Below are 25,106 nucleotides of genomic sequence, written 5' to 3'. Positions count from 1 at the left end.
CAGGTCGAGGAAGGCCATGCCGCGCCCGGTGTACCGCTTGGCGATGCTCACGACGAGCCGCAGGTTGGCCTCGAGCAGGTGGTTCTTGGCCGCCTTGCCCTCCGCGACGATGATGTGCAGGAGCGGGGCCAGGTCGTCGGCGGCCTCGGGAAGCTTCTCCTCGGCGTACAGGCCGCCTTCGATCCGCTTGGAGAGCTCGACCTCTTCGACCGCGGTGAGCAGCCGGGTGCGGCCGATGCCGTTGAGGTACGCACGAACCAGGTCGGCGGAGACGCCGCGCTCGTCCGTGGCGTCCAGGTCGGTAAGGAGCTCGACACCGTCGGTCACGCTGTTGTCGACGGCAACCGCCGTCTTGGACTCCGACGCCTTCATCTGCAGGACCACCTTTCAGTCCCCTCCCCGCTGATAACCGTCTCGTGCATTCCCAGCCGCTTCGTGCCGGTGTGATCGATAGCTTGGCCTGGGACGCGTTAAACCGAGGTGAGGCAAGCGTCCAGGTGGCATGAATCAGGGAGAACCCTGACGTCGCCAAGCCGACAAGTGACCGGTTCGCCGGTACTCGCCGCGTGTTGCGCGCCGATACTGTTCCCCAAACGCCCGCGTGGAGGAGATGGTTCAGTGGTCTTCAAGAAAATGTTGCAAGCCTTCGGAGTCGGTGGGCCGTCGGTCGAAACTGTGCTGGCCAACCCCAATTGCCGGCCCGGTGGATTCCTTGAGGGCCAGGTGCACGTGGTCGGTGGCGACCACGCCGTCGACGTCGAATATCTGGCGGTCGGGCTGATCACCCGCGTCGAGGTCGAGAGCGGCGACAGCGAGTACAACACCGATCAGGAGTTTCACCGTCAGCGGCTGACCGGCTCGTTCCGGCTCGACCCGGGCGCGCGCTACGACGTGCCGTTCCGGTTCGACGTGCCCTGGGAAACGCCGATCACCGAGGTGTACGGGCAGCATCTGCACGGCATGACCATGGGCCTGACCACGGAGCTCGAGATCGCCCGCGCGGTCGACAAGTCCGACTTGGACGCGGTGGCGGTGCACCCGCTGCCGGCGCAGGAGCGCATCCTCGACGCGTTGCTGCGGCTGGGTTTCCGCTTCAGCCGGGCCGACGTCGAGCGCGGCCGGGTGTACGGCGCCGAGCAGCACCTGCCGTTCTACCAAGAGATCGAGTTCTACCCGCCGTCGGCCTACGCCAGCGGCATCAACCAGCTCGAGCTGACGTTCATCCCGACGCCGCACAAGCTGCAGGTCATCCTCGAGATCGACAAGCGGGGCGGCCTGTTCACCGAGGGTCACGACGCGTTCGGCCGCTTCGACGTCGACTACGCGACGGTCGACCACACTGACTGGGCGGCCCAGCTCGACAACTGGCTGCGGCAGTCCGCCCAGCGGCGCGGCCTGTTCTTCTGATTCAGAGCTCGATCAGGATCGTCCGCGGTCCCACGTTCACGCTTTCGACCAGCATGTGCGCCCGGAAGCGGCCGGTCTCGACGGTCGCTCCCCGGGCGCGCAGGCTTTCGACGTACGCGGTGACGAGCGGTTCGGCCACCTCGGCCGGCGCGGCGGCGTTCCAGGTGGGGCGACGCCCCTTGCGCGCGTCCCCATAGAGCGTGAACTGGCTGACCACCAGCAGGGGCGCCCCGAGGTCGGCCGCGGAGGCCTCATTGTCCAGGATGCGCATTTCGTAGGTCTTACGAGCGAGTTCGGCCGCCTTGGCCGGAGTGTCGTCATGCGTCACCCCGACCAGCACGAGCAGCCCGTCCTCGATCTTCCCGACAACTTCGTCATCGACAGTGACGGCGGCCCGGCTCACGGTCTGTACCAACGCCCGCATTCACAACTCCCTGTTCGCACCGACACGCCGGCCAGCTCGACCTGACCGGCATGCTCAGCTTCTCGTACGAGCCGGCCGACCGGACGATCAAGCCGGTCATCTGTCTGCGAGTCGCCGCGTTCACCCGCTCACGCGAGATCGCGCACCAGGGCGGCGGCCCGGGGAAGGGCGGCGACTTCCTCAGCCGACATGGTCCACTGCCCGGCCCGGAAGGCGACAACCTCATCCAGCTTGGCGAGCGGATCCCCCGACACCAGCTGAAGCAGACGTTGAAGCATGGCCCCCGCGTCCGCACCGATCTCGTGCTCGATCGACCCGATAGCGACCTGCGCCAAGATCAAGGCCGTCAACGCGGTGTCGAAGTCGGGGTCGCCGTCACCAGCGTTACGCCAGTCGATCACCATCGGCCCGCGCTCAGTCAGCACAACATTCTCAGGATGAAGGTCGAGGTGCACGATCGAGCCGACCTTGTCACGCCCCGGCAGAGCATGAAGTCGCCCGGGCAGATCCGCCATGATCGAGGCTGCGGCGTCCGGCCCCAGTTCCCCGTTCAAATAGGCCGCAGCCATGGTCGGCCCATCCAGCCGCTCCATCTCCAGCTCGGGCCCATCTGCCCGAAACACACGCGGCACCGGATACCCAAGCCCCGCGGCGTAGGCCATGACCGCCGCCTCGCCCGTAGCGTCTTCACCATTCCGGTAGCGCCGCAGCACGACACCCTCGCGCAGCGCATAGACGTCCGCTTCCCGCCCGGACGCGAACGGCTCACCCAACGCGTTCCCGCTCACGCGCTGACGGTAGCCGAACCCCCCACCCGCCCGCGCCCCGCATAAACCGCCACCGACCCGCAACAGCGAGCCGACGGCGCACCGCACCAAGGTGCTGCCGGTTGGTGCGACGGCGATCCGCCCGGCGGGCTGCAGCGGGAGCTGCCCGCCGGGCGGAGAACCGTGGACTCTGCCCGCTCGGGGTCAGTCGACGGAGTTGCTGCTGGCGTCGCTCGTGTAGCCGTCGACCGGGGTCTCCATCGCGCCGGTGGTGGCGTCGCCGGTCGTGGTGTTGGCGACGCCCGGGCCGGAGCGTGGGCGCGTGCGGAAGCTGTTCGGGCCCGCGGTGCCGCCGGTCGTGGTCATGACGCCGTGCTCGGGGTGCGGTCCGCCGTCCTGGAGCTGGTCGGTGTCGGTGCCCGCGGCGAGCGTGCTCGACAGCCCGGCGTCGTCGTCACCCTTCTCGGGGCGGTACGTGCTCGGCTCGTCGAGAACCCCGGGACCGTAGTCGCCGCCCAGGATCTCCCGCTCGATGTCTTCCTGCGAGTCGCTCATCTCGTTTCCTTTCGGCAGATCGGCACAGCAGGTGCCCTCACAGCTCGCCGGTAAACCGGGAGGTGGCCCGCGGCGTGGCCACGATCACCCCCACGTGTCGGCTGCTCGAGCCGGTCAGGGCCTCACGGGAGCCCCGGACCGGCGCGAATCACGGCCTGGCCGGTGCGGAGGTTCCCGACGGCCATCATGCTCGCTCCCGCAGCGGGTTGGCAGCGTTCAGGTGAGCCCGAGCCGGAAGCGTGGCGGCGATCACGGCCAGGACGAAGCACGTGCCCACCGCCGCGATCAGTACGGGCCAAGGCACGGTGAGCCCGACCGACGTGCCGGTCTGAGCTCGGAAGCCCGCGGTCGCCCCGCGCAGAGCGAAGACAGCGGCCGCGATCCCGAGGACCGAGCCAACCACCACGGCCAGCGCCGACTCGCCGGCCACGGCCAGCAGCACCTGCCGCCGAGTGGCCCCGGCCAGCCGCAGTAACCGGTAGTCGTTCGCTCGCCGCGCCGTCGCCATGGCCAGCGTGTTTGCGACGGCCAGCGCGCCGTACCCCACCGAGATGCCGATCAGCAGCAGCGTGAAGATCCAGACCTGGCGATCCTCTTCAGCGTCGGCCTCCCGCGCGTACGTGGCCACGTCGACGACTCTGCCGCCGACAGAAGCCGCCACCGACGACCGCGCCGCCGCCGTTCCTGGCGCTGACGGTCGCGCCGCTGCCGTTCCTGCCGCCGTCGGTCGCGCTGCCGCCGTTCCTGGCGCTGACGGTTGCGCCTCTGCCGTTTCCGCCGCCGATGGTCGCGCCGCTGCCTTCCCGGCTGCCGTCGTTTCCGCCGGAAGGGGCATCGCCGGCGCCAGCGCCGACGGATCGTGCCGCCGAACGACCTCTCGGGCCAGCTGCATTCCGGTTGATGCCGACCGGTCCGGCTCCACGGCCGACACCCGCAGCGGCACCCGCGCACCGTCGGCGAACGTCACGGTGATCACAGCGCCCTCGGCCACACCGAACTCGCGAGCCCGGGACTCGCCCAGGACCACGCTGCCGTCATCCGGCCCGGACGGCGACCCGGCTGCAGTCATCACCGTCTTGCCTATGTAGACGCTGGTGCGTAGTTCACCGGTGGGCGCGGCCGCGTCACTCAGGCCGGGCGTGCCGTCGGGCACGATCACCTCTCGCGTGGCCGTGGCCTCCGCCCGGCGTTCGGCGTATGCCTTCTCGGCCGTCTGCACGTTGCCCGCGATGAACACCGAGAAGGCGACCGTGAGCAGCACCGGGGCGGCCGTGGAAGCCGTCCGCCGCGATCCGGCCAGGGCGCTCTCGCGGATCACCGTGCCGAGAGCTCCGCCCGCCGGTCGGAGGATCAGCCCCACCACCAGCGGCACCACGGCCGGCGCCAGCACCGCCGCGGACACGATCAGCGCCATGGCCCCGAGCAACGCGTAAGTGCCGAGAGCGGACAAGTCGTCAGTGACCACTGTGGCCGCACCAGCGGCCACACCACCCGCCGCGAACACCAGCCCGACGACCCACCGGGCGCGAGTCATGGGCCGCGTCTCGACCTCGGCCCGGCGCAACGCCTCGATCGGATGCACGTGTGCCGCCCGCCGTGCGGCCAGCAACCCGCCGGCCACGGCAACGAGCGGTCCCATGACGACACCGGCCAGGACGGGCCAGATCCGCACCCCGACCCGGAATGACTCGGGCTGAAAACCCGCATCAACCAATACGCCAGCCACCAGCGGCGCCAGCAGCAGACCCAGGACCGCGCCGCTCGCACCGCCCCAGAGACCGGTCACGCCTGCCTCGCGCAGCACGATTAGCCGCACCTGACGAGGCGTGGCGCCGACCGCCCGCAGCAGGCCTATCTCGCGTCGCCGCTGATTCACCGAGAGCGCGAGCGTGGAAGCGATAACGAAGGCCGACGAGAACACCGAGAGAGCGACCATGGCCGTCAGCACCTGCAGGCCGATCCACCGGTCGCGCGCGTCGGACCGGGGCTCCAGCCGCCCCAGCCCGTCGCCGTGCAGCACCGTCGCGCCGTCCGCCACGGCCCGTACCGCCTCTGGGTTGGGCTCGCCGGTCAGTCCGATGACGCGCACGCCGGGAGCGAGACGGGCCGCCTCGGTGTCGGCGACATAGAGCCGAGCGGCGTCGATCAGCCCGGTGACCTCCCACGTCGCCGGCCCGGTGGCGGTCAGAACGGTCACCGAACCGCCGACCGGGATACCTGCACCCGCACCCAGCACCACCTCGTGCCCGGTGGCCGCCGGACGTCCCGCGATCAGGCGGTCGGACGCCAGGACCGCGCTCGCCCAGCCATGGCCCTGCTGAATCTCGGCCACGGGACGCCCGCCGATGACCGGCTGGGCGTAGAAGCTGCGGTCGGCGACTGCTGCCTCGACGCCGAGAACTGCGGCGAGGCGGGTGGCCAACGCGGTCGCCTCGGCCGTCGACCACGGTCTGGATTCGGGAAACGGGTCGGCCGGTGTGGTCACGTCCGGGTTCTGCACAGCGACCGTCACCGCGGCGAATCGGTCGGGGCGCTGCGGAACGGCCGAGGCCAGCAGCGTGAGCGTCAGGGTGACCACTGTCGCGCCGACGAGAACCGCGATGAACGACCCGAGCCGGTCGCGCCTCAGCACGCCGCCTCCGCCCGAGCCATCTGAGCGGCGATCACCTCGGCCGAGGCGCCGTCGAGGCGGTCGGCCAGACGCCCGTCGGTCAGCAGCAGCACGGAATCCGCCCACGCTGCGGCCACCGGGTCGTGCGTCACCATGACGATCGTCTGCCCCTGCCCGGTGGCCAATGCGCGGAGAAGTTCCAAGACGTGGCGGGAGGTCTGATTGTCGAGGGCACCGGTCGGCTCGTCGGCGAAGATCACGGCGGGCCGGGTGATCATCGCCCGGGCGATCGCCACCCGCTGTTGCTGACCGCCGGAGAGCTCGACCGGGCGGTGCCGGGCCCGATCGGCCAGGCCGACCGCCTCGAGCGCGGCGGTCACCTCGCCGGGTGTGATGCGGCGCCCGGCCAGCCGGAGCGGCAGGGCGACATTTTGCGCAGCGGTCAGTGACGAGATCAGGTTGAAGGCCTGGAAGACGAAGCCGATCCGCCGGCGGCGCAGCAGGGTCAATGCGGTCTCGTCGAGCTCGGCCAGGCGGACACCGTCGACCGTCACCTGGCCGGAGGTCGGGCGGTCGAGCCCGGCGGCGCAATGAAGCAGTGTGGACTTGCCCGAGCCCGACGGGCCCATCACGGCGGTGAAGCTGCCGGCCGGGAGGTCGACCGACAGGCCGTCGAGCGCGGTCACCCGGCTCGGACCGGCGCCGTACTCCATCCGCAGATCTCGCATCGAAACCATCGGTGTCGTCATGGCGTCGAGCCTGGCGAGCGGCGGGCCGGTTGTCGTCAAACCTGGGTTCCGGCGGGGGCCGGCTAAAATCGAACCCTGGGTTGACGCTTCGGATCGGCTCGGCTCGATAACGTCGCCTTCGTGACTGCCGCTACGCCCTCTCTGCTCCTTCGCAGGCTCAGCCGCGGCCAGCTGATCGCCATCGACGGCCTGCTGGCCGTGGCCACCGTGCTCGGCTGCTGGTATGCGGCGACCGAGAGCCCGATCAGCCCTCAATCCGGCTGGTCCGAGCCGGGCTGGGCCTCTTTGCTGGCCGGGCTCGTCCTCGGTCTGCCGGTGGCTGTCCGTCGCCTCTGGCCGATCATGGCGACGGTCCTGACCCTGGCTCTTGTGGCTCTGGTCGTCGGCTCGGGGGTGATTCCCTTCTACGCCGGTCCGGCGCCGGTCGTCGCGCTGGGGCTCGTCCTCTACTCGGTCGGCCTCCAGATCCGGCGGCGGCACTCGGTACCCGTCGTTCTGGCCGCCGTGGTGGTCGTGGCGGCGGTATTCGGTATGACGTCGCACGACGTGATGGGCACCGGCTTGATCAGCTGGGTCACCGGCGCCTGCTGGGCCACCGGGCGCGTGGTCCGGGAACGCCGTGCTCACGCGTCCGCCCGAGTGGAGCAGGCGACCGCGCTCGCGGTGGAGCAAGAGAGGCTGCGCATCGCCCGCGAGCTGCACGACATCGTTGCCCACAGCATGAGCATGATCGCGGTCAAGGCGACGATCGCCGATCACGTCGGCCAGGAGCGTCCGGACGAGATGCGCGACGCACTGCGCATCATCGCCACCACCAGCCGGGAGACGCTTGGCGAGATCCGCCGGGCGCTCGGTGTTATCCGGGCCGAGGCCGCGATGAGGCCGATGCCCAAGCTCGCCGACCTCGACGGGTTGGTCGCGGCGGCCCGGTCCACCGGCCTGGCGGTCGAGTTCGACAGTCGATCCGAGGCCACGGGCGCCGCGAGCGAAATGCCGGACGACGTCGCGCTCTCGGTTTATCGCGTTGTGCAGGAGGCGCTGACCAATGTGGTCAGGCACTCGGGCGCCAGCCGTTGCCGCATCGAGATCGTGGCCGGCGAAGGCCGGGTGGGCGTGCAGGTGACCGACGACGGTGCCCACCACGACGGGAGCGAACGGTCAGAGGCCGGCCAGGGGCTGATCGGCATGCGCGAGCGCGCCGCCCAGTTCGGTGGCGAGCTGAGCGCCGGCCCCCGCCCCGGCGGCGGCTGGGCAGTGGCGACAACCCTGCGGTTTCAGCCATGAGCGAGGTCGCGGACCGGGCTGCGGTTGAAGCCGTGAGCGATGGTCCGGCGGCGCCTGCGGTTGGAGCGGTGAGTGATGTCCGGGTGGTGGTGGCTGACGATCAGGTGTTGGTGCGGGGCAGCTTTCGGCTGTTGATTGATCACACGCCGGGGCTGGTTTGCGTCGGTGAGGCCGGCACGGGGCGGGAGGCGGTGGAGGTCGTTCGGCGCGAGGAACCCGACGTCGTGTTGATGGATGTTCGGATGCCGGAGATGGATGGGATCGAGGCCACGCGGCAGATCTGTCAGGGCTTTCCGCCGGTCGCATCGAGGGTGATCATGTTGACCACGTTCGACCTGCGGGAGTACGTGGTGGGGGCGCTGCGGGCGGGCGCGCAGGGGTTCCTCATGAAAGAGGCGCTGCCCGGTGAGCTGATCGCGGGGATCAAGCATGTGGCGGCGGGCGGGCGGTTGCTGGCCTTGACAGCCCAGGGTCAGTTGATCGACGCGTATGTCGAGATGCCCGAGCGCCAGGTGACGCCGCTGCCGCACATCACCGGGCGCGAGCGCGAGGTGCTGATCCTGGTGGCTCGCGGCCTCTCGAACGATCAGATCGCCGCCGATCTGGGTGTCAGCATGTCCACGGTCAAGACCCACATCAACCGCCTGCTGGCCAAGTTCGACGGCCGCGATCGCTCCCACCTGGTCATCGCCGCCTACGAGGGCGGCCTCCGCTGAACGCCGGTGGGCGGGCCAGTGAACGCGGCAGGCCAGCGATGAACGCGGGCGGCCCTGTGAACGCGGCGGCGAGCGCGGGCGGGCGGCAGCGACGGGGTGGGGAGACCTGCGAGGATGAGCGCCATGACGCTTTCGCTGCCGATTGACGCTGAGGCCAACAAGCTGCTGTCCACCGATCCGTTGGCGCTGCTCATCGGCATGGTGCTCGATCAGCAGATTCCGTTGGAGAAGGCGTTCAGCTCGCCGTTCGTGTTGGCTCAGCGGCTCGGGCATGCGCCGACCGCGGCTGAGCTGGCCGAGTTCGACCCGGAGGGGTTGATCGCGATCTTCGCCAAGCCGCCGGCGTTGCATCGGTTCCCGAAGGCCATGGCGGCTCGGGTGCAAGAGGTGTGCCGGGCGCTGGTCGAGCGGTACGACGGTGATGCCGCCAAGCTTTGGGACGGTGCCGAGAACGGCGGCGAACTGCTCAAGCGGGTCGCCTCGCTGCCCGGGTTCGGCCGGCAGAAGTCGCAGATCTTCGTGGCGCTGCTCGGCAAGCAGTACGGGGTGCAGCCGGCCGGCTGGCGCGAGGCCGCCGGCGGCTACGGCGTCGAGGGTTCCTACAAGTCGGTGGCCGACATCGTCGACGAGCAGTCGCTCGGCAAGGTGCGCGCTTATAAGAAAGAGATGAAAGCAGCCGCCAAGGCCTGAGTGGGACAGGTGTGGCAGCCGTAAAAGTCGGTCTTAACCCGCTCTGAGCTGGTCTCATTGAAGTAATTGGATTTCTCTTCGCGGCGTCTTTGCCGGTGCCAGGATTTCGGATAGGTGAGAAGCCCGCTGAATTTCGCGGTGCATTTCCCGACTCCGGTGTCCTGACGCTGATCGCGTGAGGCAATTCCCACGAGAGGGAGTCCACCCCCATGCCCCTGACTACGAGCACCGCCAACGGCCGGGCTTCCGACCAGGCCCGCACCAGCCGGTCGATCTCCGCACCGGCCTCCACCCGACCGCCTCGGGGCGGTGGGGGCGGCGACACCGACGCCAGCCGCCGGCAGGCCCGGTCCGTCGCCAAGCAGCAACAGGCCGCCGAACGCATCGCGGCGGCCACCGCCGAGATCTCGGCCCAGAACGCCGAGGCCGCCGAGGCGTCACGCCAGCTCACCGAGTCGATGCAGCAGATCTCGGCGGGCGCCGAACAGGCCTCGGGCGCGACCCAGGAAAGTCTGGCCGCCATGAACCAGGTCGAGGACCAGGTCAGCCGTCAGGAGGCCACCACCCGGCAGGTGGCCGACCTCAGCCAGGCTCTGCAGAACCTGTTGAACGAGACCCGTACGGGCATCAACCTGTTGCTCGCCAACGTCGACAACGCCTCGGGCCGGCAGACGGCGTCGGTCGTGACGATCAGCGAGCTGGAGAAGCAAGCCGACGAAATCGGCGAAATCGTCAAGACAGTTGCCCACATCGCGGACCAGACCAATCTGCTCGCACTCAACGCGGCGATCGAAGCCGCCCGGGCCCGCCAGCACGGTAAGGGTTTCGCCGTCGTCGCGGACGAGGTGCGCACCCTGGCCGAGACCAGCGAGCGCAGCGCCCGCCAGATCCGTGACCTCATCGACGAGGTGCGGGACAGCGTCACGGCGATCGCCTCCGCGGTGCAGTCGTCGGCCGAGACCGCGCGGGGCGAGGTCGAGAAGGGTAAATCGATCACCGAGCAGCTCGAGACGATCCGGGCCGACATGGGCACGATCATGACCGGTGCGACCGAGATGGCCGACGCCGCTGCCGAAGCCCGGACAGCGGCGGGTGGTGCCAAGGCCCGATCCGAAGAGATCGCTGCGGCGGCCGAGCAGCAGTCGGCCGCTTGTGAGGAATCGCTGCAGACGGTCAACCAGCAGACGCAGGCCTTGCGGCAGAGCGAGCAGGCTGCCGAGACCCTGGCCGAGGTCTCGGAGACGCTGCGGTCGAGCACTGACATCACCAAGAGCGCGGAGGAGGTCGCCTCGGTCGCCGAGGAGCTGTCGGCCGCGGTCGAGGAGATCAACCGGGCCGCGACCCAGATCAACACCGCGATCTCCGAGATCAACTCGGGGGCGCGGACGGCGGCCGAGAAGGCTCAGCAGACCGCCGAGGCCGTCAATCTGATCGAGCAGGGTGCGCAACTGTCATCGGCCCGGGGTGGCACGGCGGTCGAGCGGGCTGATGTCATTCTCGAGATGCTCGGCACCAACAAGGTCGCCGTCGACTCGATGATCGAGGCGATCGGGCAGTCGGCCCGGGACGGCATCGACAACGTGCGCAAGGTGTCGGAGCTGGAGCAGATCTCACGCCGGATCGACAAGATCGTCGACGCCATCGCGAACGTCTCGATCCAGACCAACATGCTGGCCGTGAACGGCTCGGTCGAGTCAGCCCGCGCGGGCGAGTTCGGCAAGGGCTTCGCCGTGGTGTCGACCGACATCCGCAATCTGGCCCGCGACTCGGCCGACAACGCCGACCGCATCAAGGACCTGGTCAAGTCGGTGCAGGACCGGATCGTGCAAGTGCGGGCCGACCTCGAGGAGACCAGCCGGCAGGCGCTGGCCGAGGTGGAGGCGGCCAAGGCCACCACGCAGCGGCTCGAGGAGATCGAGCGGGACATGCAGCAGGTGCGGTCCGGCAACGATGAGGTACGGGAGTCGGCGCTGCATATCGCCGGCATCCTCGGCGAGGTCAAGACCGGCCTCGAGCAGATCTCGACCGCCGCCAACCAGGCCGAGCAGCTGGCCGCGCAGTCGTCCACCGCGGCGCGCGAACAGGCGCAGGGGGCCGAGGAGCTGGCCGCCGCGGTGGAGGAGATCGCCGCGCTGGCCGACGAGTTGCAGAACGCTGGGTGAGCCCGGTGACCAGTGACGACGATCTGGCCGTGGAGGACGACAACGCCGACTACGTCACCTTCGACATGGCCGACGAGCGGTACGCGTTCCCGATGAGCCGGGTGCAAGAGATCATCCGCATGCCGGCCGTGGTCAAGGTGCCGCTCGGCCCGCCGGCGCTCGAGGGCCTGGCCAATCTGCGGGGCCGCGTTCTGCCGGTGGTCAGCCTGCGGGAGTGCTGCAGCATGCCCCAGGCCGGGCACGACGAGACGACCCGGGTCATCGTGGTCGACGGCGGCGTGCCGCTCGGCTTCGTGGTCGACCGGGTGGCCAGCGTGATCAGCATCGACCCGTCGGCGATGGAACCGGCCGACGACGTGCAGTCCACCGTGCGGTCGGACGTCCTGGTCGGCGTGATCAAGGTGGACGGTGGCGGCATGACCAGCGTGCTCGACGTCGACCGTCTGGTCGGTAGTCAGTTCGACGGGCTGGCCGAGGCCGCGGCGAGCCGCGAGGTCACCGGGGCCACGCGGCCCTCGGTGGGAACATCGGCGGACCAGGACGACGAGGCCGAGAACGACGACACGCTCGAGCTTGTCAGCTTCGCGGTGCAGGGTCAGGAGTACGCGCTCCCCATCGACCAGGTGCAGGAGATCGTGCAGGCGCCGGAGTCGGTGAGCCATGTGCCCAATGCGGGCAGCCGGGTCCTCGGCGTGATCGACCTGCGAGGCCGGCTGCTGCCGGTGGTCAGCATGCGCCGCGTCTTCGGGCTCCCGGTCACTCCGCTGGAGCCGCAGAACCGGATCGTCGTCGTCTCGCTCGACGGAGGCGTGGTCGGCGTGGTGATGGACACGGTGCGCGAGGTGCTGCGGGTGCCGCACCAGTTGGTCGCGCCGCTGCCCGGCTTCATGGCCGGTGACGGCCGTAAGAGCGAGGTCGAGTCGGTGTGCCGGCTCGAGGACGGCAAGCGTCTCGTGTCGGTGCTGAGTGTGAACCGCATGTTCGACTCGCCCGAGGTCCGCAGCGAGATCGCCGAGCACCAGGACCGGGAGGAGGGACCAGGAATGGCCGAGGAGCAGGCCGACGACGGGCGCGGCGACGAGGAGCTGTTCGTCGTGTTCCGGCTGGACGACGAGGAGTACGCGGTCGACGTCGACGCCGTACAGGAGATCATCCGCGTACCCGAGGCACTCATCCGCGTACCCCGGTCGTTCGATTTCGTCGAGGGGCTGGTGAACCTGCGCGGCACCGTGCTGCCCGTGGTCGACCTTCGGACCCGGCTGGGGTTGCCTCGCAGCGAACGCGACGAGCGTCAGCGGATCGTGGTGCTGATCATCGGCGGTGTCCGGACCGGCTTCATCGTGGATTCGGTGGCCGAGGTCGGCCGGATCGGGCGGCACGTGCTCGAACCGGCCCCGAGGCTGTCGGCCGAGCAGGCCCGCGTGGTGTCGCGCGTGGCCAACCTGCCCGAGCAGAAGCGGATGCTGCTGCTCGTCCAGGTCGACCAGCTGCTGGCGGCCGACGAGGCAGCCGAGCTGGAGTGTGCCGTCCACGAGGCCGCCGACGTCCTCGAGCCAGTCTGACAGGACCGTTCATGGCTATCTCTGTGCTGGTCGTCGACGATTCCGCGCTGATGCGCCGGGCCATCAAGGGCATCCTCGAGGAGGCCGGTGGCTTCGAGGTGCACACGGCCCGCAACGGCTCCGACGGCCTGGACCAGCTTGATCGCGTACGCCCGGACGTGGTCACGCTCGACATCAACATGCCCGAGATGGACGGTCTCACCTGCCTGGCCAAGATCATGGCCGATCACCCCACGCCGGTGGTCATGGTGTCGTCGCTGACCGAGGCGAACGCGCTGGTCACTTTGGAGGCTCTGGAGCTGGGCGCGGTCGACTACGTGGCCAAGCCGGGCGGCACGGTGTCGCTGAACATGAGCGACATCGCGACCGAGATCGCCGGCAAGGTGCGGGCCGCGGCCAAAGCTCGGATCGGCCGGGCTCAGGGGTTGTCGGCCCGCATCCGGGCCACGGCGGCGGCCACACCCCCGCCCCGGCGGTCCGCGGCGGCCCAGCGCTGCGACCTGGTCCTGATCGGGTCCTCGACCGGCGGCCCGGCGCTGCTCAACGAGCTGTTGCCGCGGCTGCCGGCCACCCTGAGCGCCCCGGTCGTCGTCGCCCAGCACATCCCGGCCTCGTTCACGGCCACCTTGGCCCGCCGTCTCGACGAGATCTGCGCGCTGCGGGTGCACGAGGTCGACCGGATCATGACAGTCCGGCCGGGCGCGATCTATCTGGGCCGGGGCAGCAACGACGTGGTGGTGGCCCGGCGTACGGACGGATTGATCGTCAAGAGCGTGCCGGCCGGGGCCGAATACCGCTGGCACCCGAGCGTCGACCGGCTGGTCGCGTCGGCCCGCCGCCACATCGCGCCCGAACGGCTGGTCTGCGCGCTGCTGACCGGGATGGGGGACGACGGCGCGGCCGAGATGGCGGCGGTCCGCGAGGGCGGCGGCCGCACGATCGCCGAGGCCGAGGAGACCGCGGTGGTCTGGGGCATGCCGGGGGAGCTGGCCCGGCGCGGCGGCGCGACCGAGGTGCTGCCGTCCCATGCCATCGCCGACCAACTGGCCGAATGGGTCCGCTGAGGCACCGAGGAGGAAAACCGTGGGACTCGTACGCCGTGATCAGCAACCGGCCGCGGAGAAGGCCGCACCGAGCGCTGCCTCGCTGGTGGAACAGCTCGACGATCCGGATCCCGACGTCCGTCGCGAGGCCGCCCTGGGCCTGGACGGCTCGGCTGAGGCCGTGCCGGCCCTGATCCCCCGGGTGGCCGGTGAGACCGACCCGGCCGTACGCGATGCCATGCTGACCACCTTGGCCGCGCACGACACCGACGAGGTCGCCGAGGCGCTCGCGGTCCATCTGGCCAGCGACGAGGCGTCGTTGCGCACGTCGGCGGCCGAGGCGCTGGCGACCATGCCCGGCTCCGTGCCGGCGATCATCCCGCGTCTCGTGCAGGACCCCGACCACGACGTACGCGTGATGACCGCGATGGTTCTGGCCGACCTGCCCCATCCCGGGGCTCTCACCTGGCTGGCCGACATGATCCGGGCGGATCCGCATCCGAATGTCGTGACAGCGGCAATCGACGCTCTGCTGCCCTCGATCACCCCGGAGCACACCGAACTGCTCAGGGACGCCGTCCACCGCTTTCCGGACGACCCGTTCCTGCGGTTCACGGTCGAGGCGGCAGTGGGATGACCAGTTCGACGAAGACGGCCGGCGCCGCGCTCACGGTGTCCGACTTCGAGAAGTTCCGCGACTACTTCTACAAGCGCACCGGCATCCAGTTCACCGAGTCCAAGCGGTACTTCGTGGACAAACGCATCGAGACATGCATCCGGCAGGCCGGTTACAGCGGTTTCGCTTCGTGGTTCGCCGCGCTGCGCTTGAACGACCGGTCCGGCCTGCTGCAGGAGCTGATCAATCAGCTGACCGTCAACGAGACGTACTTCCTGCGCGAGGACTATCAGTTCGAGTCGCTGATCCGGACGGTGCTGCCGGACGTGCTGGCCGCCCGGGGTGGCGTCGGGCGGCTCAACGGCCCGGTCAAGATTCTCTCGTTGCCCTGCTCGACCGGCGAGGAGCCCTACTCCATCGCCCTGCGGCTGCTCGAGGAGTGGGACCAGATCGACCACGTCGATGTCGAGATCCACGGCGCCGACATCGACAGCGACGTGCTGGCCCGGGCCGAGCTCGCGAGCTACAACGAGCGCTCGGTGCATCGGGTGCCGCCGGCCTGGCGCAAGAAGTACTTCACGCCGGTCGGGGTGCGCTATCAGCTCGACGAGGGCATCCGCGATGCTGTCACGCTGCACCAGATCAACGTCTGCGACACCGTGGCCATGCGCGGGTTCCGCGACTTCGACGTGATCTTCTGCCGCAATGTGCTCATCTATTTCGACGAGCTGTCGAGCCGGCGGGCGGCCGAGAACCTGTACGGCGCGCTGCGTCCCGGCGGCTACCTCTTCCTGGGGCATTCCGAGTCGATGAGCCGCATCTCGCCGATCTTCACGCCGGCCCGGCTGCCGGAGGGAATCGTCTATCAACGTCCGATCGGAGGCTCCCGATGACCGAGAAGCGCCCCAAGGTGCTCGTTGTCGACGACGCCGCGACCGTGCGGCTCTATCACACGACGCTGCTCACCGGCGCCGGCTTCGAGGTGTCCGAGGCGGCGAACGGGCTCGAGGCGGTCGAGGCCGCGCTGAACACCGCCTTCGACCTTTTCGTGATCGACGTCAACATGCCCAAGATGAACGGGTACACCTGCGTCGAGACGCTGCGGTCGGCCACGGTGGGCACTCCGGCGCCGATCGTGATGATCAGCACCGAGGACAGCCGCGGCGATGCCGACCGGGCGTACGCCGCCGGGGCGAACCTCTATCTGGTCAAGCCGGTCGACAAGGACCGGCTGGCCCGGGTCGCCCGCATGCTCACCGCGGGCGTCGCCGCATGAACCCGCTGCTCGCCCAGTTCCTGGCCGAGGCGGCCGACCTGCTGACCCAGGTCGACGAGGGGTTGCTGCAGCTCGAACGCGACCCGGGCGACCCGGAGCTGGTCAACGAGGTGTTCCGGGCGGCCCACACGTTCAAGGGTTCGTCCGGCCTGTTCGACTTCCCCGAGCTGACCCGGCTCACCCACGCCGCCGAGGACCTTCTCGACGCCGTACGCGGGGGAAGGCTCGCCCTCGATTCGGGCATGACCGACGACCTGCTGGCCGCCTTCGACCTGATCCGCGGCTGGCTGGCCCACGTCACCGCGCACGAGCAGCTGCCCGCCTCGGCCGGAGCCGACGCCGCCGGCCTCATCACGAAGCTGCGGGCCCCGCTCGGCGGGGAACCGGCGGCGGCCGCGGACGCGACACCGGCCCGGTCCGGCGCCTCCACCATCGACGCGGCGCCGGACTGGCTCGACCAGTTCGACGCCGAATGGCTCGAGGAGACCGCGAGCTGGCTGGTCACCACCTCGGCAACCATGCGGTTCGTGCGGTACACGCCCGACGAGGGCTGCTTCTTCCGCGCCGAGGATCCGCTGCACCTGATCAGCCAGGTGCCGGCCCTGGCCAAGCTGGGGCTGGTGCAGCCGGCCGCCTGGCCGCCCCCGGCCGACTTCGACGAGTACCAGTGCCTGATCGGGTTCGTGCTGGCCACCCGGGCCGCCGTCGGGGAGCTCAACTACCTGTTCCGGTATGTGCCCGACCAGATCGAGACGGTGGAGCTGGACGGGACGGCAATCCGCCGTCACCTGGCCGGCGAGGCGCCCGCGACTCCGGTCGAGGAACAGATGGCCCACGTCGCCGAGGCAGTGGCCGGCAACCTGGAGCTGGCCCGGGACGCGTACGACATTCTGGCCGCCGCTCAGCGCTCGCTGAACGTCGACACGCCCTCCGGTCCTCGACTGGCCGCGGTGGCCCATTCGGTGTCGGCCGCCGCGGCCGCGCTCGGCATGCCGGTGGAGGCCGGTGAACCCGATCTCGAGTCGCTGACGGCGCGGGTCAGCACGCTCCTCGACAGTGCCCCGCCGCCGCCCGAGGAACCCGTCGCACCGCCTCCGCCACCACCCATGGCGGCGGCCGATCGGGGCCGGGCCGACGACCCGGGCGGCCAGGTCGGCACCCGCATCCTCAAGGTCGACCAGGAGAAGGTCGACCACCTGATGGAGCTGGTGGGCGAGCTGAACGTGGCCAAGAACGGCCTGACGTTCCTGGCCGACGCGGCCGAGGAGGAGTTCGGCAGCCGGGTGCTCGGCCGCCGGATCAAGGACCAGTACTCGGGGCTGCACCGGATCGCCGAGGAACTGCAGGCGGCGGTGATGGACGTGCGGATGCTGCCTCTGTCGGTGGCGTTCTCGCGGTTCCCCCGGCTGATCCGTGACCTCTCGCGCCGGCTCGGCAAGAGCGTCGAACTGGTCACCGAGGGCGAGGACACGATGGCCGACAAGGACGTCATCGAGGCGCTCGGCGATCCCCTTGTCCACCTGGTGCGCAACAGCCTCGACCACGGGATCGAGGCGTCCCCGGCCGACCGGGTGGCGGCGGGCAAGCCGGCCGCGGCCACGGTCACCCTCACGGCGGTGGCCGACGGCGATGCCGTGATCGTCGAGATCGCCGACGACGGGCGGGGCATCGATCCGGACAAGGTCAAACGCAAGGCGTACGAGAAGGGCCTGATCAGCGAGGAGGAGCTGGAGGCCATGGGCGACACGGACGCCGTCGACCTGGTCTTCCGGCCCGGGTTCTCGACCGCCGACCAGGTGTCCGACCTCTCCGGCCGGGGCGTCGGCATGGACGCCGTACGGGCCAGTGTCGAAAAGCTGGGCGGCACGGTGACCATGCGCTCGCAGCTAGGCCGCGGCACCTCGACCCGGCTGCGCCTGCCGCTCTCGATGGCGGTCACCCAGGTGATGGTGATCAGCGTGGCCGGCCAGCGCTTCGGCATCCCGGTCGACCTGGTCGTCGAGACCGTACGGGTGCACGCGGCCGAGATCGGGCGGGTGCTGCACCAGGAGGTCGTCGTGCTGCGCGACGAGGTGGTGCCGGTCGTCGACCTGGCCCGCGCCCTGGACATGCCGTGGACCCCGGACCCGGCCGCCGACCGCGCGATTCTCATCGTCAGCCTGCACGGTCAGCGCGTCGGGCTGCTCGTGGAGCAGTTCCACCGCGAGGTCGACGTCATCCTCAAGCCGATGGAGGGCCTGCTGGCGTACGCCGACGAGTTCTCCGGCACGGCGCTGCTGGGTGACGGCCTGGTGCTGTTGGTGCTGAACATGAAGGAGGTGCTGAACCTTGCCGCTCGAGCTCAATGAGACGACAGCCACCCTCAGTGGCGTGGTGACCGTCGATGAGGTGGAGCCGCTGGCCGCTTGGTTGCGGATCACCGACAAGCCCAAGGTGAATCTGCGGCGATGCAACCATCTGCATACCGGCGCGCTCCAGGCCCTGCTGCTTTTCCAGCCGAGGATTACCTCGTCACCAACGGACGCCTTCTTGGCTACGCAGGTGCTGCCGCTGCTCAGGGGGAGCAGCGGGGGGCCCGTACTACCAGAGAGTGAACCTCCATGACCACTGTGATGCTCGTCGACGACTCCGCCACCATGCTCATGAGCCTGAAGTCGATCCTGACCAAGGCGGGCTACACCGTCGAGACCGCCGGGCACGGCAAGGAAGCCATGGAGAAGCTGGCCAAGGGCGTCAAGCCCAACCTGATCATCAGCGACGTCAACATGCCGCAGATGGACGGCATCACGTTCGTCCGCGAGGCGCGCAAGGCGCCCGGCATGCGGTTCACCCCGATGCTCATGCTGACCACCGAGTCCGAGCAGACCAAGCGCAACGAGGCCAAGTCCGCCGGCGCCACCGGCTGGCTGGTCAAGCCGGTCGGCCCCGAGCAGCTGCTCGGCGTCATCAAGCAGGTCGTCCCGGGCGCCTGAGCGCCACCTTCTGGAGGTAGTCGATGTCCCGCCTTCTCCGCCGTCCACCGGTGCCCGCAGCCTCGGAGGTGACTCAGGTGAAGGCGGACATCGTCGCCACCGCCCTGCACGACATGCCCGCCGTCTGCGAGGTGGCCGACGCCCACCTGCACGACGTCATCGAGCAGACCGGTGAGGCGGCCGAGTCGATCGTCGAGCAGATGATCAAAGTCGACGGGCTGGCCGAGACCATGGCGGCCGACGTCGTCCGCCTGGCCGGCACGCTCGGGCGCACCGAGTCGGAGCTGGGCCAGGCGACCCTCACCAACGACCAGTTGTGGGACCGCCTGATCCGGTACTTCCTCTATCGCGACCAGCAGATCCAGGGGCTGGTCAACGAGATGCGCGACCTCAAGCAGCACGTCGGCCAGATCGAGGAGGTCAGCAAGGCGACCAACATCCTGGCGCTGAACGCGATGATCGAGGCGGTGCGCGCGGGGGACAAGGGCGAGGGCTTCGCGGTCGTCGCCGACGAGGTACGCAAGCTGGCCGACCGGTCGGCCCGGGCGGCCAACGACATCGGCACGAACATCGCTGATCTGACCGCCCGGCTCGACATGGTGCTCTCCGACGACTCCCAGTTCGACCGGGATTCCGGCGGACCGGACCTGCGCTCCCAGGACAACGCCATCACGCGCCGGCTCTCCGGCATCGCCAAGGCCCAGCGGGAAATGTCGGAACTGGTGGAACGGGTCCTGCACGACACCATGGCGGCGCTGCACCAGGTGGAGCAGAGCTCCGGCGCGCTCACCGCCGAGACCACGGGAGCGGTCGGCCACGTCCAGTTCCAGGACATCACCCGGCAGATGCTCGAGCACGTGGCCGAGGCGATCGGTCAGATGAAGTCGGGGACGGAGAACCTTCTCGGGTACGTCAAGGGAGTGACGCCCGAGTCGGTCGTCCTGGGCAGCACTGTCTCGGTCGAGCAGTTGCGGAACCGGCACGTCATGGCCCGCCAGCGGATGACCCATGAGCAGCACACCGGCGGCACGGTCACCTCGAACGACGCGCCCGCCATCGAGTTGTTCTGACTCCGCTTCCGTGCGTGGTGGGCGTACTGATACGAACGGTGTAATCATGGGGGGTCGATCGGAGACCCCATCGTGAAGAAGCAGCCGGACCGAGCGGTTCTCATCACGGACGCAGCCCGTAGTCCGGACGAACAGTTCCGCTGGCGGCAGATCCGCTACGTGACGATGATGAGCATCCGGGCCGCCTGCCTGATCGTGGGCGCGATCCTGCTCAGCGTTCGCCCGCCCCTGCTGGGACTCTGGCTGGTGCTCTGTGCCGCCGGCATGGTCTTCCTGCCCTGGGCGGCCGTGCTGATCGCCAACGACCGGCCGCCCAAGTCCAAGGCCGAACGCGCCGCTGACGCCCTCGCCCGCGAACCGAAGCCGCAGACCAGCCTTCCGCAGCACTCCGCCGAGGCGACGGAATATCTGACCATCGACCTCGAGCCGACGGACACCGGCAACTGGACCCCGGCCGAACAGCGCGACCGCGAGAAGAGCTAACCGAGGGGCCGGGCGCCGATCGAGGCGACCGCCTCGGCACCCAACGAGGCTCCGGCCTTCAACGCGGCCTCCGGATCCTGCCCGGAGCACCAGGCGGCGAGCAGGCCGGCCGCGAAGGCGTCGCCGGCACCGGTCGGGTCTTTCATGGCGACCCGCGCCGGCGTCACCGAATACACGCCGCCGTCCCGGGACACCCAGACCGCGCCGGCCGCCCCCTGCTTGACCACCACGTTGCGTACGTGCTGAGTCAACCGGCCCGCCTGCGCGTCCGCAGTACCCGGGCCGGCCAGGACGTCGGCCTCGTCGGCGTTGCACAGCAACAGGTCGCAGTCCCGCACCCAGGCCAGGAAGGCGGACCGCCCGGCCGCGCGCAGCGGTGCTGCTGAGGCGGCGTCGACGCTGGTCGTCAGGCCACGCGCAGCCGCGGCGGCGAGCGCTTCGAGACCGGCCGGCCGCGAGCCGTCGTGCAGCAGCGGATAGCCCGACAGATGCAGGTGGGTTGCCTCGGAGGCCTGGATCGCGTGCCGGACGTCGGCCGGGTCGAGCAGCAGGGCCGCGCCCCGGTCGGTGATCATCGTGCGTTCCTCGGGGCCGGCCAGCACGACGACGCTGCCGGTGGCCACCTGCGGGTGGGCTCGTACGGCGCAGGTCACCCCGGCCGCGGTCAGCTCGGCCACCCGCTCGCGACCGGCCGGGTCGTCACCGACCGCGGCGACCAGCGTGACCGGCCGTCCCGTGCGGGCCAGCCAGGCCGCCGTGTTCGCAGCCTGACCACCGCCGCTCACCGTGATGGCGGCGGCGGTGTCCGAGCCGAGTTCGATCGGGCCGCCGTGCGCCACGAGCACATCGGTGACCAGGTCGCCGACGACGACGATCACGCGGGGACGGTGAAGCCCAGCGGGGCGCTCGACTCGGCTGCTGTGGCCACCGCGATCTGCGCCGCGAGGGCGGCGTTGCGCAGGATGATGCGTACGTTGACCTCGAGGCTCTTGCCCTCGGTGCTCTCGTGGAAGTGGCTCAGCAGGAACGGGGTGACCGCCTTGCCGGTGATGCCGCCCCGGGCCAGCAGCGAGAGGCCTTCGGCCAGCGTACGGTCGTGCAGTTCCGGATCGAGCTGTTCGCCCGCCGGCAGCGGGTTGGCCAGGATCAGCGCGCCGGCCCCCACGTTCTGGTCGGAGCGGGCGCGGATCACGTCGGCCACCTGCTCGGGCGACTCGAGCTCCCAGTCGACGTCGAAGCCGCCGTCGGTGATGAAGAAGCCGGGGAAGCGCTTGGTGCGGTAGCCGGCCACCGACACGCCCAGCGTCTCGAGCCGTTCCAGCGTCGCGCCGACGTCGAGGATCGACTTCACGCCGGCGCAGACCACCACGATCGGCGTGTGCGCGAGCGTGGTCAGGTCGGCCGACTCGTCGAAGGTGACGTTCGCCTCGCGGTGCACGCCGCCCAGGCCGCCGGTGGCGAACACGCCGATACCCGCGGCGGCCGCGACCGCGCTGGTGGCGGCGACCGTGGTGGCGCCGTCGGCCCGCCGGGCGGCCGCCACGGCAAGATCGCGAACGGAGAGCTTCGCCACTCCCTCGGCCAGGGCCAGGTGCTCGATCTGGGCGTCGTCCAGGCCGGCGACCAGCTCGCCGCCGATCATGCCGATCGTGGCCGGCACGGCGCCCTGGTTCCGGACGGTCTGCTCGATCTCGCGCGCCACCCGCAGGTTGTCCGGGTGCGGCAGACCGTGCGAGATGATCGTGCTCTCGAGCGCGACCACCGGCCGGCCCTCCCGGCGGGCACGGGTCACGTGCTCGCCGTATCGAATCGCGAAGTCAGTCACGAGAGCTACCGTACGGTGCCTGATCGCGACCTGGCCAAAGACCGGCGACCTGGTCGTTGGACCGGCCCGGTCCGAGGTGTCACACTTGCGGGTTGGAGCTTTCGTCAGCTGCCGCAGGCCGGGGGGACCGGTGGTCTGACGACCCTGACCACCAGAACCGAAGGGCATATGTCGTGAGCACGGAGATCCTGGAGCGTCCCGAGACCAAGGACGCCGACACCGGGCCAGAGATGTTCCACTACGTGCGGAAAGAGAAGATCGCCGAGAGCGCGGTCATGGGCACGTACGTCATCGCGCTGTGCGGCGAGAAGTTTCCGGTGACCAAGTCGCCGAAGCCGGGTTCCCCGGTGTGCCCGCAGTGCAAAGAGATCTACGAAGCGATGCAGCACTGACCGGTCGTTCCTCCCGAGGCGCCCGGTGACTGCGGGGGACGGGCTCCTCGTCGCTGATCTGATCGGCGTGGCGGTCTTCGCCGCCTCGGGCGCCTCGGCCGGGATCGCGAAGCGGCTCGACATCTTCGGGATCGCTTTCGTCGGTTTCATCGCGGCGCTCGGTGGCGGCATTCTGCGCGACCTGGTGATCGGGGCCGTCCCGCCGCTGGCTTTCGCCGATTGGCGGTACGCGGTCACCGCGGTCGCCGCCGCCCTCGCCGTCTTCTGGCTGCACCCGCAGCTGACCCGGTGGCGCCGCGCGGTGCTGCTGCTCGACGCGGCCGGCCTCGGCCTGTTCACGGTCACGGGCACTCTCAAGGCGCTGGACGCCGGGGTGCCCGCGGTCGGCGCGTGCCTGATCGGCATGCTCACCGCCATCGGCGGCGGTCTGGCCCGCGATCTGCTGACCGGCGAGATCCCGGTCGTTCTGCAGCGTGACATCTATGCCGTGGCCGCCCTCGGCGGCGCGATTCTTGTCACGATCCTGCGGGGTGCCGATCTCGCCGATCCGCTCACGATGGCGGTGTCGGCCCTGCTTATCACGGGGGTGCGGCTCGTCGCGCTGTACCGCCGGTGGTCGGCGCCGGTGGCTGCGCCGTAACCCGCGCCGGGCCGCCGCCGCGGCTATGCTGAATGCCGCCTCCGGTCACTTGCCGGGGGTGTTTTGCTGAGGGGAAAGGATCGTCGCAGCTTGAGCCCGCCACTGCCGGATCTGGAGACCTTCCCCCCGCTTCGTGACTGGCAGCGCAAGGCCCTCGTGGGCTATCTGCGCCGCCGCAGCGACGACTACATGGCGGTGGCGACCCCCGGCGCCGGCAAGACCACCTTCGCCCTGCGGATCGCGGCCGAACTGCTGGCCGACGGCACCGTCGAGGCGGTCACCGTGGTCTGCCCCACCGAGCACCTGAAGGTCCAGTGGGCGGCGGCCGCGGGCCGGGTCGGCATCCAGCTCGACCACGCCTTCCGCAACGCCGACATCCACTCGTCGCGCGACTTCCACGGCGCGGTGCTCACGTACGCCCAGGTCGGCATGGCCCCCGCGGTGCACCGGCGGCGCACGATGACCCGTCCCACGCTGGTGATCCTGGACGAGATCCACCACGCCGGCGACTCGCGCAGCTGGGGTGACGGCGTCAAGGCCGCCTTCGAGCCCGCCGAACGCCGCCTGATGCTCACCGGGACGCCCTTCCGCTCGGACGAGAACCCGATCCCTTTCGTCAGCTACGAGCGCGGCGACGACGGGCTGCAGCGGTCGCGGGCCGATTCGGTGTACGGCTACTCGGACGCGCTCCGCGACGGGGTCGTGCGGCCAGTTCTGTTCATGGCCTACTCCGGCGAGACGCGCTGGCGCACCAACGCGGGTGACGAGCTGGCCGCCCGCCTCGGCGAGCCGATGACCAAAGACCTGATCGCTCAGGCCTGGCGTACGGCGCTGGACTACCGCGGCGGCTGGATGCCCCAGGTGCTGCGGGCGGCCGACGCCCGGCTCACCAAGCTGCGGGAGCACGGCATCGTGGACGCGGGCGGACTGATCATCGCCAGCGACCAGCAGACCGCCCGCGCGTACGCGAAGCTCATCGGGGAGATCTCGGGCCAGCCGGCGACGGTGGTGCTCTCGGACGACGAGGGCGCCTCGAAGCGGATCGCCACCTTCGCCGCCTCGCAGGACCGCTGGATGGTGGCCGTGCGCATGGTGTCGGAGGGCGTCGACATTCCCCGGCTGGCCGTCGGTGTGTACGCCACCAGCGCCTCGACCCCGCTGTACTTCGCGCAGGCGATCGGCCGCTTTGTGCGGGCCCGGCGCCCGGGCGAGACGGCGACCGTCTTCCTGCCCAGCGTGCCGCACCTGCTCGGGCTGGCCAGCGAGATGGAGGCCCAGCGCGACCACGTGCTCGGCCTGCCCAAGCAGAAGGACGGCCTGGACGACGACCTGCTCGAGCGGGCGCAGCGGGAGGAGAACGCGGAGGGCGAGCTCGAGAAGCAGTTCGAGGCGCTGTCCGCCACGGCCGAGCTCGACCAGGTCATCTATGACGGCGCCTCGTTCGGCATGGGGGCGATGACGGGCACGGCCGAGGAGGAGGAGTACCTCGGGCTGCCCGGCCTGCTCACCCCCGACCAGGTCTCGGTGCTGCTGAACAAGCGGCAGGCGGACCAGCTGGCCGCCAAGAAACGCCAGAAGGCCGCTGAGCCGCCCGCTCCGGCCCAACGGGAGGCCCCGCCGGTGATGACGGCGGGGGAGCGCCGCAACAGCCTCAGGCGCCAGCTGAACACGTTGGTCGCGGCCCACCACCACCGCACGAACCTGCCGCACGGCAAGATCCACGCCGAGCTGAGGCGGCTGTGCGGCGGGCCGCCCAGCGCGCAGGCGACGATCGAGCAGCTCGAGGAGCGGATCGCGACCATCCAGACGCTGTGAAGTCTTCTTTACGTCAAGTTCTCTTGACGTCAAGTGGACTTGACGCC

At 70.1% G+C, this 25,106-nt stretch carries 26 protein-coding genes; 18 read left to right on the top strand and 8 right to left on the bottom strand.

The window, feature by feature from the left end; genetic code table 11:
• On the bottom strand, nucleotides 1-372 hold a 372-nt coding region (locus OWR29_RS19950; protein ID WP_324291255.1), incomplete at its 3' end, for a sigma-70 factor domain-containing protein.
• A gap of 246 nt (nucleotides 373-618) precedes the next feature.
• Here OWR29_RS19950 and OWR29_RS19945 point away from each other — a divergent pair.
• Nucleotides 619-1,407 (top strand): sporulation protein, encoded by a 789-nt coding sequence (locus tag OWR29_RS19945; protein WP_267564422.1) that lies wholly within the window; start codon nucleotides 619-621, stop codon nucleotides 1,405-1,407.
• Between the two features lies 1 nt (nucleotide 1,408).
• Here the strand turns inward: OWR29_RS19945 and dtd are convergent, their stop codons facing one another.
• The 5 genes from dtd to OWR29_RS19920 form a co-directional block, all read right to left on the bottom strand.
• Nucleotides 1,409-1,831, bottom strand: a complete 423-nt coding sequence (gene dtd / locus OWR29_RS19940; protein WP_267564421.1) for a D-aminoacyl-tRNA deacylase — start codon at nucleotides 1,829-1,831, stop codon at nucleotides 1,409-1,411.
• A gap of 128 nt (nucleotides 1,832-1,959) precedes the next feature.
• Complete coding sequence (locus OWR29_RS19935; RefSeq protein ID WP_267564420.1) at nucleotides 1,960-2,619, bottom strand: phosphotransferase; 660 nt, start codon at nucleotides 2,617-2,619, stop codon at nucleotides 1,960-1,962.
• A 183-nt stretch (nucleotides 2,620-2,802) separates the two neighbouring features.
• On the bottom strand, nucleotides 2,803-3,153 hold the full coding sequence (locus tag OWR29_RS19930; protein ID WP_267564419.1) for a hypothetical protein: 351 nt from the start codon (nucleotides 3,151-3,153) through the stop codon (nucleotides 2,803-2,805).
• Nucleotides 3,154-3,337: 184 nt separating this feature from the next.
• Complete coding sequence (locus tag OWR29_RS19925; RefSeq protein ID WP_267564418.1) at nucleotides 3,338-5,785, bottom strand: ABC transporter permease; 2,448 nt, start codon at nucleotides 5,783-5,785, stop codon at nucleotides 3,338-3,340.
• Nucleotides 5,779-6,513: an ABC transporter ATP-binding protein gene (locus OWR29_RS19920; RefSeq protein WP_267564417.1), complete on the bottom strand. Its 735-nt coding sequence runs from the start codon at nucleotides 6,511-6,513 to the stop codon at nucleotides 5,779-5,781. Before OWR29_RS19920 ends, OWR29_RS19925 begins: the two co-directional genes overlap by 7 nt.
• Nucleotides 6,514-6,633: 120 nt before the next feature.
• Here OWR29_RS19920 and OWR29_RS19915 point away from each other — a divergent pair, with 120 nt between their 5' ends.
• From OWR29_RS19915 to OWR29_RS19845, 14 genes are all read left to right on the top strand, one after another.
• A complete protein-coding gene (locus tag OWR29_RS19915) occupies nucleotides 6,634-7,797 on the top strand; it encodes a sensor histidine kinase (RefSeq protein ID WP_438872622.1) in 1,164 nt (387 codons plus the stop codon).
• A complete protein-coding gene (locus OWR29_RS19910) occupies nucleotides 7,794-8,513 on the top strand; it encodes a response regulator (protein WP_267564415.1) in 720 nt (239 codons plus the stop codon). The genes OWR29_RS19915 and OWR29_RS19910 overlap by 4 nt, the downstream gene beginning before the upstream one ends.
• Nucleotides 8,514-8,636: 123 nt before the next feature.
• Nucleotides 8,637-9,203, top strand: a complete 567-nt coding sequence (locus OWR29_RS19905) for an HhH-GPD-type base excision DNA repair protein (protein ID WP_267564414.1) — start codon at nucleotides 8,637-8,639, stop codon at nucleotides 9,201-9,203.
• Between the two features lie 209 nt (nucleotides 9,204-9,412).
• Nucleotides 9,413-11,365, top strand: a complete 1,953-nt coding sequence (locus tag OWR29_RS19900) for a methyl-accepting chemotaxis protein (RefSeq protein ID WP_267564413.1) — start codon at nucleotides 9,413-9,415, stop codon at nucleotides 11,363-11,365.
• Nucleotides 11,366-11,370: 5 nt separating this feature from the next.
• Nucleotides 11,371-12,927, top strand: coding sequence for a chemotaxis protein CheW (locus OWR29_RS19895; protein WP_267564412.1), 1,557 nt, complete (start codon nucleotides 11,371-11,373; stop codon nucleotides 12,925-12,927).
• Between the two features lie 11 nt (nucleotides 12,928-12,938).
• A complete protein-coding gene (gene cheB, locus OWR29_RS19890) occupies nucleotides 12,939-13,991 on the top strand; it encodes a chemotaxis-specific protein-glutamate methyltransferase CheB (RefSeq protein ID WP_267564411.1) in 1,053 nt (350 codons plus the stop codon).
• 19 nt (nucleotides 13,992-14,010) lie between these two features.
• The gene (locus tag OWR29_RS48290; RefSeq protein WP_438872621.1) at nucleotides 14,011-14,607 is read left to right on the top strand and encodes a HEAT repeat domain-containing protein; all 597 of its coding nucleotides are present in this window, start codon (nucleotides 14,011-14,013) and stop codon (nucleotides 14,605-14,607) included.
• The gene (locus OWR29_RS19875; RefSeq protein ID WP_267564410.1) at nucleotides 14,604-15,479 is read left to right on the top strand and encodes a CheR family methyltransferase; all 876 of its coding nucleotides are present in this window, start codon (nucleotides 14,604-14,606) and stop codon (nucleotides 15,477-15,479) included. The genes OWR29_RS48290 and OWR29_RS19875 overlap by 4 nt, the downstream gene beginning before the upstream one ends.
• Nucleotides 15,476-15,862 (top strand): response regulator, encoded by a 387-nt coding sequence (locus OWR29_RS19870; RefSeq protein ID WP_267564409.1) that lies wholly within the window; start codon nucleotides 15,476-15,478, stop codon nucleotides 15,860-15,862. The genes OWR29_RS19875 and OWR29_RS19870 overlap by 4 nt, the downstream gene beginning before the upstream one ends.
• A complete protein-coding gene (locus OWR29_RS19865) occupies nucleotides 15,859-18,210 on the top strand; it encodes a chemotaxis protein CheA (protein WP_267564408.1) in 2,352 nt (783 codons plus the stop codon). The genes OWR29_RS19870 and OWR29_RS19865 overlap by 4 nt, the downstream gene beginning before the upstream one ends.
• Nucleotides 18,191-18,466 (top strand): hypothetical protein, encoded by a 276-nt coding sequence (locus OWR29_RS19860; RefSeq protein WP_267564407.1) that lies wholly within the window; start codon nucleotides 18,191-18,193, stop codon nucleotides 18,464-18,466. Before OWR29_RS19865 ends, OWR29_RS19860 begins: the two co-directional genes overlap by 20 nt.
• Complete coding sequence (locus tag OWR29_RS19855; RefSeq protein ID WP_267564406.1) at nucleotides 18,463-18,834, top strand: response regulator; 372 nt, start codon at nucleotides 18,463-18,465, stop codon at nucleotides 18,832-18,834. The genes OWR29_RS19860 and OWR29_RS19855 overlap by 4 nt, the downstream gene beginning before the upstream one ends.
• Nucleotides 18,835-18,911: 77 nt before the next feature.
• The gene (locus tag OWR29_RS19850; protein ID WP_267564405.1) at nucleotides 18,912-19,904 is read left to right on the top strand and encodes a methyl-accepting chemotaxis protein; all 993 of its coding nucleotides are present in this window, start codon (nucleotides 18,912-18,914) and stop codon (nucleotides 19,902-19,904) included.
• A gap of 72 nt (nucleotides 19,905-19,976) precedes the next feature.
• On the top strand, nucleotides 19,977-20,387 hold the full coding sequence (locus OWR29_RS19845; RefSeq protein WP_438872620.1) for a DUF3099 domain-containing protein: 411 nt from the start codon (nucleotides 19,977-19,979) through the stop codon (nucleotides 20,385-20,387).
• Here the strand turns inward: OWR29_RS19845 and OWR29_RS19840 are convergent.
• On the bottom strand, nucleotides 20,384-21,262 hold the full coding sequence (locus OWR29_RS19840) for a carbohydrate kinase family protein (RefSeq protein ID WP_267564455.1): 879 nt from the start codon (nucleotides 21,260-21,262) through the stop codon (nucleotides 20,384-20,386). The two genes, OWR29_RS19845 and OWR29_RS19840, sit on opposite strands and share 4 nt — an antisense overlap.
• Nucleotides 21,262-22,212 carry a pseudouridine-5'-phosphate glycosidase gene (locus OWR29_RS19835; RefSeq protein WP_267564404.1) on the bottom strand — a complete coding sequence of 317 codons (951 nt, stop codon included), beginning with the start codon at nucleotides 22,210-22,212 and terminating at the stop codon, nucleotides 21,262-21,264. Before OWR29_RS19835 ends, OWR29_RS19840 begins: the two co-directional genes overlap by 1 nt.
• A 173-nt stretch (nucleotides 22,213-22,385) precedes the next feature.
• Here OWR29_RS19835 and OWR29_RS19830 point away from each other — a divergent pair, with 173 nt between their 5' ends.
• From OWR29_RS19830 to OWR29_RS19820, 3 genes are all read left to right on the top strand, one after another.
• Nucleotides 22,386-22,604 carry a DUF3039 domain-containing protein gene (locus OWR29_RS19830; RefSeq protein WP_267564403.1) on the top strand — a complete coding sequence of 73 codons (219 nt, stop codon included), beginning with the start codon at nucleotides 22,386-22,388 and terminating at the stop codon, nucleotides 22,602-22,604.
• A gap of 25 nt (nucleotides 22,605-22,629) precedes the next feature.
• On the top strand, nucleotides 22,630-23,244 hold the full coding sequence (locus OWR29_RS19825) for a trimeric intracellular cation channel family protein (protein ID WP_267564402.1): 615 nt from the start codon (nucleotides 22,630-22,632) through the stop codon (nucleotides 23,242-23,244).
• Nucleotides 23,245-23,334: 90 nt separating this feature from the next.
• Nucleotides 23,335-25,059, top strand: a complete 1,725-nt coding sequence (locus tag OWR29_RS19820; protein ID WP_267564401.1) for a DEAD/DEAH box helicase — start codon at nucleotides 23,335-23,337, stop codon at nucleotides 25,057-25,059.
• Nucleotides 25,060-25,106 lie beyond the last annotated feature (47 nt).

Origin of the sequence: Paractinoplanes pyxinae (assembly GCF_026626335.1) — a bacterium.
Taxonomy (GTDB): Bacteria; Actinomycetota; Actinomycetes; order Mycobacteriales; family Micromonosporaceae; genus Actinoplanes; species Actinoplanes pyxinae.
Note: the sequence above shows the minus strand (reverse complement) of the source record. Positions and strands in the feature narration are given on the sequence as shown.

Excerpts from the sequence above, each read along its gene's own strand:
- dtd (WP_267564421.1), bottom strand. The coding sequence starts at position 1,831 with ATGCGGGCGTTGGTACAGACCGTGAGCCGGGCCGCCGTCACTGTCGAT.
- OWR29_RS19930 (WP_267564419.1), bottom strand. The coding sequence starts at position 3,153 with ATGAGCGACTCGCAGGAAGACATCGAGCGGGAGATCCTGGGCGGCGAC.
- OWR29_RS19920 (WP_267564417.1), bottom strand. The coding sequence starts at position 6,513 with ATGACGACACCGATGGTTTCGATGCGAGATCTGCGGATGGAGTACGGC.
- OWR29_RS19910 (WP_267564415.1), top strand. The coding sequence starts at position 7,794 with ATGAGCGAGGTCGCGGACCGGGCTGCGGTTGAAGCCGTGAGCGATGGT.
- OWR29_RS19905 (WP_267564414.1), top strand. The coding sequence starts at position 8,637 with ATGACGCTTTCGCTGCCGATTGACGCTGAGGCCAACAAGCTGCTGTCC.
- OWR29_RS19900 (WP_267564413.1), top strand. The coding sequence starts at position 9,413 with ATGCCCCTGACTACGAGCACCGCCAACGGCCGGGCTTCCGACCAGGCC.
- cheB (WP_267564411.1), top strand. The coding sequence starts at position 12,939 with ATGGCTATCTCTGTGCTGGTCGTCGACGATTCCGCGCTGATGCGCCGG.
- OWR29_RS19875 (WP_267564410.1), top strand. The coding sequence starts at position 14,604 with ATGACCAGTTCGACGAAGACGGCCGGCGCCGCGCTCACGGTGTCCGAC.
- OWR29_RS19870 (WP_267564409.1), top strand. The coding sequence starts at position 15,476 with ATGACCGAGAAGCGCCCCAAGGTGCTCGTTGTCGACGACGCCGCGACC.
- OWR29_RS19865 (WP_267564408.1), top strand. The coding sequence starts at position 15,859 with ATGAACCCGCTGCTCGCCCAGTTCCTGGCCGAGGCGGCCGACCTGCTG.
- OWR29_RS19855 (WP_267564406.1), top strand. The coding sequence starts at position 18,463 with ATGACCACTGTGATGCTCGTCGACGACTCCGCCACCATGCTCATGAGC.